This window comes from Streptomyces sp. PA03-5A (genome assembly GCF_033792725.1).
GTDB lineage: Bacteria > Actinomycetota > Actinomycetes > Streptomycetales > Streptomycetaceae > Actinacidiphila.
In genome coordinates this window covers 24,973-38,269 of the sequence record NZ_JARAVL010000027.1, presented here as the reverse complement: position 1 = coordinate 38,269, position 13,297 = coordinate 24,973, and the positions used below count along the sequence as shown (strand labels likewise).

Below are 13,297 nucleotides of genomic sequence, written 5' to 3'. Positions count from 1 at the left end.
GGCCCAGGCCCGGGCACACCTTTCTCACCCCCGGAGCAAGTGAGTGACCTCTCGGCAGCCCCTCACCTACGAAGCGTTCGTCGACATCGCGACCGCCGACCCGGCTGTCGTCGGACTCGTCCTCAAAGGCTCACGGGCCCACGAGGGCATGGCCACCGAACACTCCGACCACGACCTGTACGTCGTCGTCGCTGACGGAGCGACGACGGCTCTCACGCGCTTCGCAGGACACCGCACACCGGAGCTGGACCTCGTCATCGTCTCCCTCGAGGAGTTCCGCGCGGCCGGAATGCCGGGGTTCGAGCGGTACGCCCTCGCGCGCGCCCGGACCGTGCTCGACCGGCTCGGGGGCGGGGTCGCCCGGATCGTGGCCGCCAAGGCGCGGCTCGACGCCGTCGAGGCGTCCCGGGACGCGGGCCGGTGGCTCGACGCCTACGCCAACTCCCTCTACCGCTCGCTCAAGAACGACCGCGACGGACACGTGCTCGCGGCGCGGCTCGACGCCGCCGACAGCATCGGGTTCCTGCTGGAACTGCTCTTCGCCCTCGACCGGCGCCCCCGCCCGTACAACAAGTACCTGGAGTGGGAACTCGCCAGGTTCCCCCTGCCCGGCTGGGACGCCCGCATGCTGCTCGACGCCGCGGACACCATTGCGGCGACCGGGGACGTGTCCGCGCAGCGGGAGCTCTTCGCCCGCGTCGAGACGGCGGCCCGCCGGGCCGGGCACGGCGCCGTGCTGGACGCGTGGGGCGCGGACCTGGCACTGATGCGACCGCAGGAGGCCTGACCACGGCGGCGCACGGAGCAGGGCCGGGACGGTCGTGGCCGGGTTGACATGCGCGGCAGGCCGGTTATGTACTTGACGAAGCAAGTATCTGGCTTCCGGGTGATGCGGGCCTTCGCCGTGCCCGGGGCCGCCGTGCAACGTGTCTCCGACCGGGAAGAGCAGATGAGCACCGACAACGCCGTGCCGATGGCCAACGTCCAGGAGATGCACGTGGTGCACACGATGTTCCGGCGGGAGTTCGGGCTGACGCCCGCGCTGGTGCGGGGCGTCGCCGACGGCGACCTGGCGAGGGCCCGCGTCGTGGCCGAGCACGTCGACATCATGCTCTCCGCGCTCATCGGGCACCACGAAGGCGAGGACATCGGGCTGTGGCCCCGGCTCCTGGAGCGTGTCAGTGACGAACTCGCCCCGCTGGTACACGTGATGGAGGAGCAGCACGAGCAGCTGCACGCCGTCTGCGACGAACTGGCCGGGGCGGTCCGGAGCTGGCGCGTCAACGGTTCCTCCACGCAGGGGACGATGGCCGCCGAGATCGCCGACCGGCTGAACCGCATCGCGTTCGAGCACATGCGGCTGGAGGAGGAGACGATCCTGCCGCTGGCCGAGCGGCACATCACGGCCGCGGAGTGGGCCGAACTCGGGGGCCACGGCGCGTCCGTGACGCCGCGCAACCGCCTGGACCTGCAGTTCGGGATGACCCTCTACGAGGGCGACCCCGTCGTCATGAAGGGGCTCCTGAAGGGCGCCCCGCTGCGCGTCCGTGTGCTCATGCCGATGCGGTCCCGCAGGCGGTACCGCGCCTACGCCAAGAAGCTGCACGGAACGGCCAGGCCGCCCCGCGCCGGCCGGCGCGACGAGCGCCCGCGCGGCTGACCGGATCGTTCCGGCGACCCCCAGGGGTCAACCGCCGCACACGGCGGCGGGCTCGCGGACCATGAACACGTCGACCGGATCCTCGGTGTCGACGGTGAACCCGTGCCGCTCGTACAGCCGCCGGGCCGCACTGCCCCGCAGCACGTTCAGCCTGACCGGGACGCCGTCCCGGTCGCACCGCTCCAGCAGCTCCCGCAGTACGGCCGTGCCGATGCCGCCGCCCTGCAGGCGCGGATCCACGTAGAAGTGCTCCAGCCAGTGGGCGTCCCCGGCAGGCCGCAGGGCGACGCAGCCGGCGAGACCGCCGCCCACGTCGATGACCCAGGTGTGCTCCGGCGCGAAGGCGTCCCGCAGGCGCTGCCGCACGCGGTGCTCGTCGTACCGCCCGAGCCGCTCCAGGTCGGCCCGCATCGCCACGGCGCGCAGCTCCGCCACCGCCTCGACGTCCGTGGCCGCAGCCGGCCGTATGTTCCAGTCCGCCATGATCGAAAGGCTATCGCGTCACGTGCCGGGGCCCTACGCTGCGGTGATGGTCGATCACGTGCCCGAGGAACTGCTGAGCGTGGCCGCGGCCCTGCTGCCAGGACGCGACCTGCGCGGCGCGACCCTCGCGGTCGGTGGCTCGCACCATGTGGTGCTGCTTCCGGGCGTAGCGGTCGTGCGCGTCGCCAGGAACCCCACCGCGGTCGCGGCGCTGTCGCGGCGCATGGAGCTGCTGCGCCGCCTGGGCGCCCTGGACCTGCCCTTCGCCGTGCCGCGCCCGCTGTCCGACGTGGTCCGGGTGGCGGGGCACACCGCTGTCGCGCTGTCCTGGCTGGGAGGAACGCCCGCACCCCGGGGCGGGGGTGGCGGACCGGAACACCTCGCAGGGCTGCTGCGGGCGCTGAAGGGCGTGGACTGCCGCGACCTCCAGGGCCTGCTGGGCGCCGCGCACGAATACGCGGGCGGTGACCGGTGGGCCGAGATGATGGAGCGCGACGTCGTCCCCCGGCTGCCGCGCACGTGGCGGGCCGAGGCGCGCCGCCGCGTGGGCGCCGCCCTGGACCTTCCCCCGGTCGAACCGTCCCTGGTCCACGGCGACCTGGCCGGCGGCAACCTGCACTGGAGCGACGACGGCCGCGTGGTCGGCGTGCTGGACTGGGACCTCGCCCAGCCGTTCGACCCGGCCGTCGACGCCGCCTGCCTGGCCTGGCACGGCTGGGACAAGGTGGCGGCGGCGGTCGACCGGCCGACCCTGCACCGCGCGTGGACGTGGTATCTCACCTTCGGCCTGGAGCAGGTGGCCTTCGCCCTGCTCAACGGGGAACCGGAGGACGTCGTCGAGCGACACAGCTCGGTCACGGCCGCCTGGCTGGAGCGCACGGCACGGATGACGCGACCCGGCGACTGACGCGACCCGGCGACTGACGCGACCCGGCGCCTGACGCCGCCTCAGGGGACGATGGCGTCCACGCATCCCCCGTCGACACGCACGGCGCCGCCGGTGGTGGCCGACGCGAGGTCGGAGCTGAGGTACACCACCATGTTGGCGATCTCCGCCGGCTCGATGAGGCGTTGCAGCAGTGACTGCGGGCGGTGCTCGCGCATGAAGACGCGCTGCGCCTCCTCCCAGGGCAACTCGCTGTCGACGAGCCTTTGGACGAACTCCTCCACGCCCGCGGTACGGGTCGGACCGACCAGGACCGAGTTCACCGTGACGCCCGAACCCGCGGCCTTCTTCGCGAAGCCGCGCCCGAGGGCGAGCATCGCCGTCTTCGTCATCCCGTACTGGATCATCTCGACGGGGATGGCCACGCCGGACTCGCTGGAGATGTACTGGATGCGGCCCCAGTCCCGCTCCAGCATCCGCGGCATGTACATCCGGGTCAGGCGGACGGCGGACAGGACGTTGACCTCGAAGTACCGGCGCCACTCGGCGTCGTCGATCTCGAGTGCGTCCCTGGCGCCGTAGACGCCGAGGTTGTTGATGAGGATGTCGACGTCCGGCACGGCCTCGCGGGCCCGTTCGGCGCCCTCGTCGGTGGCCACGTCGGCTCCGACGGCGACGAACTCGCCGTCCGGCACCTCGTCCCGCAGCTCCTTGAGGGCCTGGTCCACGCGGTCCGGGTCGCGGCCGTTGACGCCCACGCGGGCTCCGGCCCGTGCGAGCCCGGCCGCGATGGCCGCTCCGATGCCCTGCGTCGATGCCGTCACCAAGGCGGTCCGTCCGGTGAGGTCGATGCGCATGTCCGCTCCCTGGGGCGACCCGTTCGACGATCACGGCGGCACGACCGTGCTCTCCCCAGTCTCCGCCAGGCGGCCTCCCCCCGCTCGGTGAGCAGGGGCCGTCACCCGGTCCTGACGGCACGCCGCTCGGCGAGGAAGCGGTGGACGGCCCACGCCGCGCCTGCCGCCGCGGCCGTCCAGACCAGGGCCTCGGCCACGGCGATCGCCGGGGTCACCGTCATATGCGGCCGGGGCGGCAGTACGACCATCTGGACGGCGGCACCGACCGGCACCGTCAACGCGGCCAGGAGGCCGGTCAGGCCGGGCCGCCGGACGGCCGCGCCGGCGATGCCCAGCATCGGACCGAAGAACACCGCGACCACCGCCCAGAGGAGGACGTCGCTGCCCGCGTCCACGAGGAGGCGGTCGGTCAGGTAGTACGTCGCCGTGGCGGCGATCAGCGCCAGCGGTCCGGCCAGCATGCCGCGGGCGTTGGTCCCGGCGAGCAGGCCCGCGGCCACCGCGAGCGCGGCCCAGGACCAGCCCGCGTCCAGCAGCAGGCTCAGCACCTTGGCCGCGCCGCCCCAGAGGGTGCCGGTGACCGGGGCCCCGAGTTCGGTGTACGGCGACGACAGCGCGTTGACGAGCGAGGTGACCGTCCCGAAGACGGCTCCCACCGCCACACCCCCCATGATCTTCATGGCGGGAGATTACCGAAAGCGCCCTGCGCGCACGGCAGTTCGGCGATCGTCGCCGTGGCTCAGTCGCCCCGCCGCTCAGCCGGCGGCGGCCTTCCGGAGGGCGGCGAAGACCGCTCGGGCCTCGGTGCCGTCCGGCTGCTGCCAGCGGGCGTCGACGTGACCGAGCGCGCCGCCCGCGGTGCCGTCGACAGCGCCGGGGCGCAGCGCCCGCGTCACGCGGAGGACCAGGCGCCCGGCCGGGCCCGCGTCGAGGGTGACGTCGGTCGTGGCCTCCGGGCCGTCGGTCACGGATCCAGCGCCGGACACGGCGGCGTCCACCGGGCCGGCGTAGTGGCGGGCGACGGTCGGGTCGGGCGTGTCGCTGAGGCTCTGGGCCTGCGCCTCGGCCTCACCTCGTACCAGGGCGGTCAACTGGGCCACCACAACCGGGTCGTGCGCGCCGTCGTAGATCCAGCGCTTGCCCAGTACCCCGTGCTCCGTGGTGCCGATGAGCGCGTCCTCGGCGCCGGCCAGCGGCGCGCCGCGGTAGGCCATGGGCACGTGGTACGCGGCGCCGTCCTGGTCGGTGACCACCATGAACTCCACCCCGACCTCGCCCAGGGGGTCGTCCAGGCGGAAACCGCCTGCCTTCACGAGCTCCGGCGCCCGTCCCGTGCCCGCGTACCAGGGCTGCCGGGGGAGCCACTGCGTGAGCAGCTCCAGCTTGGTCGGCGTCAGCGTCGTGTGGTGGATGAGCGACATGGCCGGTACAGCCTTCCCCTGAGTCCGTAACTGCGGGGGACATCGTCCCATCCGGGTCCGACACGCGGTCGTCCGGTCGGGTGACGATCGTCCCCCCCGTGCGGCCATACATCGGTATGGTGACCGTATGGCGAAGCAGAAGGTCACCATCACCCTCGACGAGGACACTGTCGCCGCGGTCGACAAGCTGGCCGGTGGCCCCGGCGGCAACCGGTCCGCGTTCATCGAGGCGGCCGTCACCGAACGGCTCCAGCGCACCGAACGCGCCCTGCGCGCCGTCGACTGGCTCGCCGCACGGGCCCGCCAGGACCACCCCGGCGAGTGGGAGGCCGCCCTCGAGGCCGTCGCCTCCGCCGACGCGCGGCGCGGCTTCGAGACCGCTCCGCCCGCGGACCCGGGTCAGGCGGCGTGAGCGGCGGGTACATCCTCGACCACACCGCCGTCCGGGCTCTCGCCCTGGGGCGGCCGTACATGGTCGCCCGGGTCATCCGCTCGGCCCAGACCGCGGTGCCGCTGTACGTCCCGGCGGTGCCCTTCGCGCAGGGCCTGACCGAGTCGGTCCTCGGTGAGGTGTACGAACGCCTCCAGGACGCCCTGGCGGCGCCCTGCTTCGTCTTCCGGGCGCTCGGCGAGGCCACCTGCTGGTCCGTCGCGCAGATCGCCCACGAGCGCGCGACGGACATCGCCACCGCGCACGCCGCGCACCTGGCGCTGTCCACCGGTCTTCCGGTGCTCACCCAGCAGCCGGACGCCTACAAGCGCGTGGACGCCCGGATCGACACCGAGCAGATCGTCTGACCGCCCCGTCGCACGCTCCTGGACCCCGTGACCAGGGCGTTCCGGGCCGCTCGTACCGTCCCGCGCGAATCTCCACGTCTCGACCGCCGCATCATGGGTAAGTGTGGGGTGAAACGTCCGAAATGAGTGGGGATGGTTTAGATGGCCTCTACGCGACCGAGTATCGAGCAGCACCCCGACCTGCTGGCGCTGCGCGCGGAGTACGAACGGACGACCGCCACCAACCGGGGCCAGGCGATCGAGGCCATGGGCCTGGTGACCGGCACCTACCTGGCGGCGTCCCCCTGGATCGTGGGCTTCAACGGCCTGTCGACGATTGCCGTCGGCAACCTGATAGCCGGCATCGCGTACGCCATGCTCATGGGCGGCGTGGGCAGGGCGTTCGAGCGCACGCACTCCATGGCGTGGGCCGCCGCCATCATCGGCCTGTGGACGATCATCTCGCCGTGGTGCATCGCGGGGAACGTCGACACGACGCGCACGATCGTCAACAACGTGGTGGTCGGCGTCATCGCTCTGGCACTCGCGCTGGCGGCGTCCTCGATGCGGCCGGGCACGGGCCGGGGGAAGTCCTCGGACATGAGGGGCCCCACCGGAGGCTCACGCATCTGACCGGCTCCCGCCGAATCCGCCCCGCCGGGCGAGCCCCCTGTACGGCTCGCCCGGCGGTACGCGTGCGGACACGGCCGGCGCCCGGTCCGGGCGCCCCGGCCTCAGCTGTCGGTGGAACCGAAGGTGACGGGCAACCGCGAGGGGCCGCGCAGCACCCGCGGCCGCCAGCGCAGCTCCCCGGGCGGAACGGCCAGCGCGAGTCCGGGCAGCCGGCGCAGGGCGGTGCCGATGGCGATCCTGCCCTCCAGCCGGGCCAGCGGCGCCCCCAGGCAGTAGTGGATGCCGTGCCCGAAGGCGAGGTGGGCGTTGTCCCCCCGGGTGATGTCCAGGCGGTCCGGGTCGCCGAACCGCGCCGGGTCGCGGTCGGCGATGGCGGAGGCGACCACCACCGTCGCGCCCCGCGGGATCGCCACCCCCGCGATGGTCAGGTCCTCGCGGGCGAAGCGCGCGATGCCGGGGTTGACCGGCCCGTCGTACCGCAGGAACTCCTCGATCGCGCCGGGCAGCAGCCCAGGGTCCTCGCGCAGCATGCGCAGCTGGTCCGGGTGGGTGAGCAGCGCCGCGATGCCGTTGCCGATGAGGTTGACGGTGGTGATGTACCCGGCGACCAGGAGCAGGAAGGCCATCGCGATCAGTTCGTGCCGGTCCAGCCGCTGCTCGTCGTCGTGGGTGGCGATCAGCGCGCTCAGCAGGTCGTCCCCGGGGTGCGCCCGCTTGGCGTCCAGCAGGGCCGTGAGGTAGCCGTGCATCTGCTTCCAGGCCGCCTCGATCTTGGCCGGGTCCGGCGGCTGGGGGCCCTGGAGGACCATGTCGTCGGTCCACCGCTGGAAGTCGTAGCGGTCGGAGACGGGCACGCCGAGCAGTTCGCTGATGACCGTGACCGGCAGCGGCAGCGCGAAGTCCTCGACCAGGTCGGCGCGCCCGGCCGGGACGATCGCGTCGAGGAGCTCGTCGGTGACGGCCTGGACCCGCGGCTCCAGCTCGGCCACCCGGCGGGCGGTGAACGCCTTGGAGACCAGCCGGCGCAGCCGGGTGTGGTCGGGCGGGTCGGCGCGCAGCATCGTGCGGATCATCGACTCGCGCTCGGTGGTGGGCAGCCGCGCCATGAGCCGCGGGTCCGCGGCGTCGCGGACGTCGCTGCTCAGCCGTGGATCGGTCAGGGCCGCCAGGCCGTCCTCGTACCGGGTGACCAGCCAGGCCTCCAGCTCGCCCTGGATGACCGCGCGGCGCACCGGGCCCTCCTGGCGTAGCTCCTGGTAGAGGGGGAAGGGATCGGCGACGAAGGCCGGATCGGTGAAGGGCAGGGTGACCGGCTGCTGGCTCATCAGGCCTCCGGGAGTGCGTGGCACCTCATGACGGCATCAATGTGCACCGTTCAAGGATAATATGTCCCGTTATATCGGGGCCGGGATGCGGATGACGGCGGAGGGTGGGCTGCGATGGAACGGACCACCTGCTGCGTGGTGGGCGGCGGCCCGGCGGGCATGGTGCTCGCCCTGCTGCTGGCCAGGGCGGGGGTGGAGGTCACCGTCCTGGAGAAGCACGGCGACTTCCTGCGCGACTTCCGCGGCGACACCGTGCACCCCTCGACCCTCGCCCTGCTGGACGAACTCGGCCTCGCCGAGCGCTTCGCCGCCCTGCCGCAACGCCGCGTCACCACCGTCCAGTTGCCGATCGGGCCCGGGCGGTCCCTGGTCACCGTCTCGGACGTCTCCACCCTGCGGGGCCCGTACAACTACGTGGCGATGGTGCCGCAGTGGGACCTGCTCGCGCTCCTGGCGGACGAGGCCCGCCGCGAGCCGACGTTCACCCTGCGCATGGGCACCGAGGCGACCTCCTTCCTGGAGGAGCGCGGCCGGATCACCGGCGTGCGCTACCGCACCGCGGAGGGCGGTGGCGGCGAACTGCGGGCCACCCTGACCGTGGCCTGCGACGGCCGCGGGTCACTGGCACGGTCGCGGCCGGAACTGGGCCTGCGGGAATTCGGCTGTCCGATGGACGCGTGGTGGTTCCGGGTGCCGCGGCACCCGGGCGACCCGCAGGGGCTGGTGGCCGGAGTCGGCGACCGCTTCCTCACCGCGATGATCGACCGGGGGGAGTACTGGCAGTGCGCCGCGCTGATCCCCAAGGGCAGCGACGCCGACCGCCGGGCCGCGGGCCTGGACCGCTTCCTCGCCGCGTACTCGGCCGCGGTGCCGTGGCTGGGCGACCGCGTGCGCGCGGTGCGCTCCTGGGGCGAGGTGAAGCTCCTCGACGTGCGTTGCGACCGGCTGGAGCGCTGGCACCGCCCGGGGCTGCTGTGCATCGGCGACGCCGCCCACGCGATGTCGCCGGTCTTCGGGATCGGCATCAACCTCGCCGTCGAGGACGCCGTCGCCACCGCGCGCCACCTCGTGGAGCCGCTGCGCCGCGGCAGCGTCGGATTGCGGGACGTACGCGCCGTCCAGTTCCGCCGGTGGCCGACCACGGCCGCCACGCAGGCCCTGCAGCGCCTGGCCCACCGCCGCTTCGTCGCCCCGGTGCTGGCCGGACGCTCCCCGCTCGGCGACGCGGATCGCGCGGGGCGGCTCGCCGGCCTGCTCAACTCCACACCCTGGCTCAAGCGGGTGCCCGCGTACTTCATCGGCTACGGCGCCCTGCGCGAGCGTCCGCCGGCGGCGTCGGTGCGGCGGCTGCGGTAGGTGGCGGTGTCCGGGCCGGCTCCGGCAGGCCGGGCCGGACACCGCCATGCACGACCGGACCGGGTGTCCGGGCTCAGGCGGCGGTGGCCCTGGCGGCGTTGCGGGCGATCGCGTCGACGACCGCCGGCCACACCTGCTCCGGCAAGTCGTGACCCATGCCCGGGATCAGCAGCAGTTCGCTGCCGGGGACCGCGGCCGCCGTCGCCCGGCCGCCGCTGTGGTCGATCAGGGGGTCCTGCTCGCCGTGCACGACCACCGTCGGTACCGCCACCGACCGCAGGCCCGGCGTGCGGTCCGGGGAGGCGAGGATCGCCGCGTACTGGCGCACGTAGCCCTCCGGGCGGTACGCCCGGTCGTAGGCGGCGGTCACGCGCTCGCGCAGCTCCTGCGGAGCCGGCGGGTAGGCGGGGGAGCCGATCACGGCCGACCTGCGGACCCCGTCGTCGATGACGGCCTCGCGCGTCAAGGGGACGCCGTTCGAGCCGGGCATCGCCGCGATGGCCTCCGCCGAGGCGCGGCCGACCGACCGGTCGCCGGTGGTGGACATGATCGAGCACAGCGACAGCACCCGGCCGGGGTGGTCGATCGTCAGCTGCTGGGCGATCATGCCGCCCATCGAGGCGCCGACGACGTGCGCGGCCGGGATGTCCAGCGCGTCCAGCAGCCCCACGGCGTCGTCCGCCATGTCGGCCAGCAGATAGGGGACGCTGGAGGGGTCGCCCGACAGCACGGCGCCGATGTCCGGGACAGGGTGCTCGTCGAGACCGGTCGACAGGCCCGCGTCGCGGTTGTCATAGCGCACCACGAAGAAACCGCGGTCCGCGAGCGCGGAGCAGAACTCCGGACGCCACAGCGTCATTTGCGCACCGAGGCCCATGACGAGCAGCAGCGCCGGATCGCCGGCGCTGCCGAAGGTGTCGTACTCGAGCTCTATACCGTTGGACTTCGCGCGCGGCATGCGGGGCTCCTTGGGGGCTCGCGGGGGATCGGCTCATACCGTCCAGTCGGTACGATAGCTGCGCCGCCCGCGCTCGGCACCCCCACCGGCGCGGCGCCCGCACCCCGCGAGAGGCGTCCGCGTGGTGAAGTGAGGGGCCGTTACATTACACTTATGTAATGTAACGCCCGCAATCGATGGCATGTGGCCGTGTCCGGGCACAGAGAGGACCGCGGATGAGCGGCGACGACCGCACCGGAAGCGCCAAGGACGACAAGGGGGCCGACCGCGGCGCCGGCTCGCGGGCCGGTGGCCGGCCGCGGGACCCGGCGATCGAGGAGGCGATCATCCGGGCGACGCGCAAGCGGCTGGTCGCCGACGGGTATGCGCAGATGACCATCGGGGACATCGTCGCCGACGCCGGGGTCACGCGGCCCACGCTGTACCGGCGTTGGGCGAACAAGTACGACCTGGTCGTCGACGCCCTCCAGTACGGACTGCGCGCCCAGCGCGAGGCGTACCCGGACGTCGACATGGACGCGCTGTCCGGAGTCGAGGCGTTCCGTGAGGCCGTGCGCCGCCTCGATCCGCGGTACCACAACAAGGGCGCGATGGCCCTGCACGGCAACTTCATGGCGGAGGTCGAACGTGCACCCGGCCTGCTGGAGCAGCTGCGCGAGCACGGGGTCGGGCCGCGGTGCGACGAGTTGGCGCAGACCCTGCGGCGGCTCCGCGAGCGCGGCGAGGTCCGTGAGGACGTCGACCTCGACACCGTCGTGACCCTCTGCTTCGGCAGCTACTTCGCGGACTACCTGCGCACCGGGGGATCCGGTGCGGACATCCCGGACCGCCTCGTCGACACCGTCTGGCCCGCCATCGCGGTGCGCCCCGCCGGCTCCGGCTGATCCGGCCGGGCGCGGCGCAGGCCGGGGCGGTCCAGGGCGCGGGCAGGCGACTTCCGTTGGTGTTACGGTGAATATTTGTAACGTAACCGCCGCTCGCGCCCTGGGAGTTGACCGGTGGACGTCTACGAAGCGCTCTACACGACCCGGATCATGCGCCATGAAGCCGGATCCCCTCCCGATGGAGAGCCGGTGCCGGATCCTGGACGCCGCCATCCGGGCGCCCAACGGCGGCAACACGCAACGCTGGCACTTCCTCGCCGTGGACGACCCCGGGCTCAAGGCGGGCTCGCCGAGCTCTACGCGTCCTGCCGGCAGCGGGAGTACGCCGACATCGAGGCCGGCCGGCTCGGTACGGCACCGCACGAGGACCCCGCACGGCGGGCGAAGTCCCTGGGGCGCATCAAGAGCTCCGGGGACCACTTCGTCGAGCACTTCGCCGAGATCCCCCTGCTGGTCTTCGTCTTCGCGGTGGACGACCACGGCGGCGCGAACATCTACCCGGCCATCTGGAGTTCGCTGCTGGCCGCGGGAGCCGAGGGCATCGGCGGCGTGCTGACCACGGTCCTGCGCTACGAGGCCGACACCGTCCGCGACCTGCTGGGCGTGCCCACCGCGGACGGCTGGCGGATGATCGCGATGCTGGCGTTCGGGTATCCACTGGGCCGCTGGGGGGTCGCCGCCAACCGGCGTCCGGTCCACGAGGTCTCGTCGCGCAACCGGTGGGGCGCGTCGTTCGGGGCGCGGGTGCCCGAGCCCCTGTGGCCGCCGGACGCTGACGGTGCCCGCATCGAGCTGGACGACCCGGCTGCCTGAGCGGGACGGCGCAGCCTCGCGTTAGCCCGCGGGCGGACACTGCACGGCCACCAGCGCCACGTCGTCGTTGAGCCGCCCCTCCGTGTGGCGGAGCAGGTCCGCCAGGACTTCCTGGAGCAGGGATTCCGGGTCGCACACGGCCGTGTCCCGGGGGATCCCGAGGTCGGCCACGGAGTAGAAGGCGCCCGAGCGGTCCCGGGCCTCGGCGAGGCCGTCGGTGTAGAGCAGGAGCAGGTCGCCCGGGGCGAGCGGGAAGCGGTCCACGCGGTACGCGGCGGGGTCGAGGCCGGCCAGGCCGAGCGGCGGCGCGGGCGCCGGGCCAGCGAGGGCGGTGATGCGGCCGTCGCGCAGCAGCAGCGGCAACGGGTGCCCGCAGCTGACCGTGCGCACGAGGCCCCCGCCGGCCGGGAACTCCACCAGCAGTGCGGTGATGAACCGCTCCGGCGCGTCGGCGTCGGCCTCGGACGCCTCGGCCACGTGCCGGCGCACGCTGCCCTCCAGCGCCGCGGCCAGGCCGGGCAGGGTGGGGTGCTGGTGCACCGCCTCGCGGAAGGCGCCGAGCAGCGCCGCCGTGTCGTCGAGCGCCTGCAGGCCCTTGCCCTTGACGTCACCGATGAGGAGCCGGGTGCCGTACGGCGTCCGTGCCGCGGCGTACAGGTCGCCTCCGACCTCGGCCATCGTCTCGGCCGCCCGGTACACCGAGGCGACCCGCAGGCCCTCGATCCGCCGGGGGAGGGGCCGCAGGACGACCTGCTGCGCCGCCTCGGAGATCGCCCGCAGCTGGCTCGCCTCCCGGCGGTTGCGGTCGCGGGTGCTGCAGAACGCGATGAGGAAGACGGAGACCACCAGCAGGGCCGCGACATGCGTCGGCAGGACGGGGGAGCGGAGCAGCCCGTCGTGGACGTCGCAGGTCACCGCGGCCACCAGTGACAGCGCGGCCACCCCGGTGGTGGCGCGCGCCGTCGAGATCGCCGCCGTCAGGGCGGGCGCGGCGATGAGCAGGGACGCCAGGTGCACGTCGGAGGGCGCGAGGAAACCGATCGTCGTGATGATCAGCACGAGTGCGACGGGGGTGCCGGCCTCGGACAGCCGCCATGCCCGCCAGGACCTGGACCGCTTCAGCCCGCGGAGCGCCGTACGGCCATGGGTGTGATGGCTCCCCGCACGCTTGATGGGCTCGTGCACGGGCCTCGCCTCCTCGACCGGCCCGCCGCCCCACGACGGGGGAGACGGGTCAGAGCGGA

The 13,297-nt window shown here is 73.5% G+C and carries 17 protein-coding genes; 10 read left to right on the top strand and 7 right to left on the bottom strand.

Annotated features, from left to right (window positions below; all coding sequences use genetic code 11):
* The first annotated feature begins 43 nt into the window (after window positions 1-43).
* Together PV410_RS29695 and PV410_RS29690 are read left to right on the top strand one after the other, a co-directional pair.
* Window positions 44-787, top strand: a complete 744-nt coding sequence (locus PV410_RS29695; RefSeq protein WP_500328843.1) for a hypothetical protein — start codon at window positions 44-46, stop codon at window positions 785-787.
* Between the two features lie 162 nt (window positions 788-949).
* Complete coding sequence (locus PV410_RS29690) at window positions 950-1,660, top strand: hemerythrin domain-containing protein (protein WP_500328842.1); 711 nt, start codon at window positions 950-952, stop codon at window positions 1,658-1,660.
* Window positions 1,661-1,687: 27 nt separating this feature from the next.
* Here PV410_RS29690 and PV410_RS29685 read toward each other — a convergent pair whose 3' ends face one another.
* A complete protein-coding gene (locus PV410_RS29685) occupies window positions 1,688-2,143 on the bottom strand; it encodes a GNAT family N-acetyltransferase (protein WP_500328841.1) in 456 nt (151 codons plus the stop codon).
* Between the two features lie 46 nt (window positions 2,144-2,189).
* On the opposite strand from PV410_RS29685, the gene PV410_RS29680 reads away from it, so the two are divergent.
* Window positions 2,190-3,050: a phosphotransferase gene (locus PV410_RS29680; protein WP_500328840.1), complete on the top strand. Its 861-nt coding sequence runs from the start codon at window positions 2,190-2,192 to the stop codon at window positions 3,048-3,050.
* 41 nt (window positions 3,051-3,091) lie between these two features.
* Here PV410_RS29680 and PV410_RS29675 read toward each other — a convergent pair whose 3' ends face one another.
* The 3 genes from PV410_RS29675 to PV410_RS29665 all read right to left on the bottom strand — a co-directional run bounded on the left by PV410_RS29675 (window position 3,092) and on the right by PV410_RS29665 (window position 5,307).
* Window positions 3,092-3,886: an SDR family NAD(P)-dependent oxidoreductase gene (locus PV410_RS29675; RefSeq protein ID WP_500328839.1), complete on the bottom strand. Its 795-nt coding sequence runs from the start codon at window positions 3,884-3,886 to the stop codon at window positions 3,092-3,094.
* Between the two features lie 101 nt (window positions 3,887-3,987).
* The gene (locus tag PV410_RS29670; protein WP_500328838.1) at window positions 3,988-4,566 is read right to left on the bottom strand and encodes a hypothetical protein; all 579 of its coding nucleotides are present in this window, start codon (window positions 4,564-4,566) and stop codon (window positions 3,988-3,990) included.
* A 75-nt stretch (window positions 4,567-4,641) separates the two neighbouring features.
* Complete coding sequence (locus PV410_RS29665) at window positions 4,642-5,307, bottom strand: maltokinase N-terminal cap-like domain-containing protein (protein ID WP_500328837.1); 666 nt, start codon at window positions 5,305-5,307, stop codon at window positions 4,642-4,644.
* A 127-nt stretch (window positions 5,308-5,434) separates the two neighbouring features.
* On the opposite strand from PV410_RS29665, the gene PV410_RS29660 reads away from it, so the two are divergent.
* From PV410_RS29660 to PV410_RS29650, 3 genes are all read left to right on the top strand, one after another.
* Window positions 5,435-5,719 (top strand): ribbon-helix-helix domain-containing protein, encoded by a 285-nt coding sequence (locus PV410_RS29660; protein ID WP_499509169.1) that lies wholly within the window; start codon window positions 5,435-5,437, stop codon window positions 5,717-5,719.
* On the top strand, window positions 5,716-6,105 hold the full coding sequence (locus PV410_RS29655; protein ID WP_500328836.1) for a hypothetical protein: 390 nt from the start codon (window positions 5,716-5,718) through the stop codon (window positions 6,103-6,105). Before PV410_RS29660 ends, PV410_RS29655 begins: the two co-directional genes overlap by 4 nt.
* Window positions 6,106-6,246: 141 nt before the next feature.
* Window positions 6,247-6,717, top strand: coding sequence for an SPW repeat protein (locus tag PV410_RS29650; protein WP_500328835.1), 471 nt, complete (start codon window positions 6,247-6,249; stop codon window positions 6,715-6,717).
* A 101-nt stretch (window positions 6,718-6,818) separates the two neighbouring features.
* On the opposite strand, the gene PV410_RS29645 is transcribed toward PV410_RS29650, so the two are convergent.
* The gene (locus PV410_RS29645) at window positions 6,819-8,042 is read right to left on the bottom strand and encodes a cytochrome P450 family protein (RefSeq protein ID WP_500328834.1); all 1,224 of its coding nucleotides are present in this window, start codon (window positions 8,040-8,042) and stop codon (window positions 6,819-6,821) included.
* A 114-nt stretch (window positions 8,043-8,156) separates the two neighbouring features.
* Between PV410_RS29645 and PV410_RS29640 the strand changes: the two genes are divergently transcribed.
* Window positions 8,157-9,398 carry an FAD-dependent oxidoreductase gene (locus PV410_RS29640; protein ID WP_500328833.1) on the top strand — a complete coding sequence of 414 codons (1,242 nt, stop codon included), beginning with the start codon at window positions 8,157-8,159 and terminating at the stop codon, window positions 9,396-9,398.
* Between the two features lie 73 nt (window positions 9,399-9,471).
* Here PV410_RS29640 and PV410_RS29635 read toward each other — a convergent pair whose 3' ends face one another.
* Window positions 9,472-10,356 (bottom strand): alpha/beta fold hydrolase, encoded by an 885-nt coding sequence (locus PV410_RS29635; RefSeq protein WP_500328832.1) that lies wholly within the window; start codon window positions 10,354-10,356, stop codon window positions 9,472-9,474.
* A 215-nt stretch (window positions 10,357-10,571) separates the two neighbouring features.
* Here PV410_RS29635 and PV410_RS29630 point away from each other — a divergent pair, with 215 nt between their 5' ends.
* From PV410_RS29630 to PV410_RS29620, 3 genes are all read left to right on the top strand, one after another.
* Window positions 10,572-11,240: a TetR/AcrR family transcriptional regulator gene (locus tag PV410_RS29630; RefSeq protein ID WP_500328831.1), complete on the top strand. Its 669-nt coding sequence runs from the start codon at window positions 10,572-10,574 to the stop codon at window positions 11,238-11,240.
* Window positions 11,241-11,397: 157 nt separating this feature from the next.
* Window positions 11,398-11,796: a nitroreductase family protein gene (locus tag PV410_RS29625; RefSeq protein WP_500328830.1), complete on the top strand. Its 399-nt coding sequence runs from the start codon at window positions 11,398-11,400 to the stop codon at window positions 11,794-11,796.
* Window positions 11,709-12,053: a nitroreductase family protein gene (locus PV410_RS29620; RefSeq protein WP_500328829.1), complete on the top strand. Its 345-nt coding sequence runs from the start codon at window positions 11,709-11,711 to the stop codon at window positions 12,051-12,053. The genes PV410_RS29625 and PV410_RS29620 overlap by 88 nt, the downstream gene beginning before the upstream one ends.
* A 21-nt stretch (window positions 12,054-12,074) precedes the next feature.
* Here PV410_RS29620 and PV410_RS29615 read toward each other — a convergent pair whose 3' ends face one another.
* On the bottom strand, window positions 12,075-13,238 hold the full coding sequence (locus tag PV410_RS29615; protein ID WP_500328828.1) for a PP2C family protein-serine/threonine phosphatase: 1,164 nt from the start codon (window positions 13,236-13,238) through the stop codon (window positions 12,075-12,077).
* Between the last annotated feature and the right edge of the window lie 59 nt (window positions 13,239-13,297).

Excerpts from the sequence above, each read along its gene's own strand:
- PV410_RS29680 (WP_500328840.1), top strand. The coding sequence starts at position 2,190 with ATGGTCGATCACGTGCCCGAGGAACTGCTGAGCGTGGCCGCGGCCCTG.
- PV410_RS29685 (WP_500328841.1), bottom strand. The coding sequence starts at position 2,143 with ATGGCGGACTGGAACATACGGCCGGCTGCGGCCACGGACGTCGAGGCG.
- PV410_RS29645 (WP_500328834.1), bottom strand. The coding sequence starts at position 8,042 with ATGAGCCAGCAGCCGGTCACCCTGCCCTTCACCGATCCGGCCTTCGTC.
- PV410_RS29650 (WP_500328835.1), top strand. The coding sequence starts at position 6,247 with ATGGCCTCTACGCGACCGAGTATCGAGCAGCACCCCGACCTGCTGGCG.
- PV410_RS29665 (WP_500328837.1), bottom strand. The coding sequence starts at position 5,307 with ATGTCGCTCATCCACCACACGACGCTGACGCCGACCAAGCTGGAGCTG.
- PV410_RS29670 (WP_500328838.1), bottom strand. The coding sequence starts at position 4,566 with ATGAAGATCATGGGGGGTGTGGCGGTGGGAGCCGTCTTCGGGACGGTC.
- PV410_RS29635 (WP_500328832.1), bottom strand. The coding sequence starts at position 10,356 with ATGCCGCGCGCGAAGTCCAACGGTATAGAGCTCGAGTACGACACCTTC.
- PV410_RS29660 (WP_499509169.1), top strand. The coding sequence starts at position 5,435 with ATGGCGAAGCAGAAGGTCACCATCACCCTCGACGAGGACACTGTCGCC.
- PV410_RS29675 (WP_500328839.1), bottom strand. The coding sequence starts at position 3,886 with ATGCGCATCGACCTCACCGGACGGACCGCCTTGGTGACGGCATCGACG.
- PV410_RS29690 (WP_500328842.1), top strand. The coding sequence starts at position 950 with ATGAGCACCGACAACGCCGTGCCGATGGCCAACGTCCAGGAGATGCAC.
- PV410_RS29630 (WP_500328831.1), top strand. The coding sequence starts at position 10,572 with ATGAGCGGCGACGACCGCACCGGAAGCGCCAAGGACGACAAGGGGGCC.
- PV410_RS29625 (WP_500328830.1), top strand. The coding sequence starts at position 11,398 with ATGAAGCCGGATCCCCTCCCGATGGAGAGCCGGTGCCGGATCCTGGAC.
- PV410_RS29640 (WP_500328833.1), top strand. The coding sequence starts at position 8,157 with ATGGAACGGACCACCTGCTGCGTGGTGGGCGGCGGCCCGGCGGGCATG.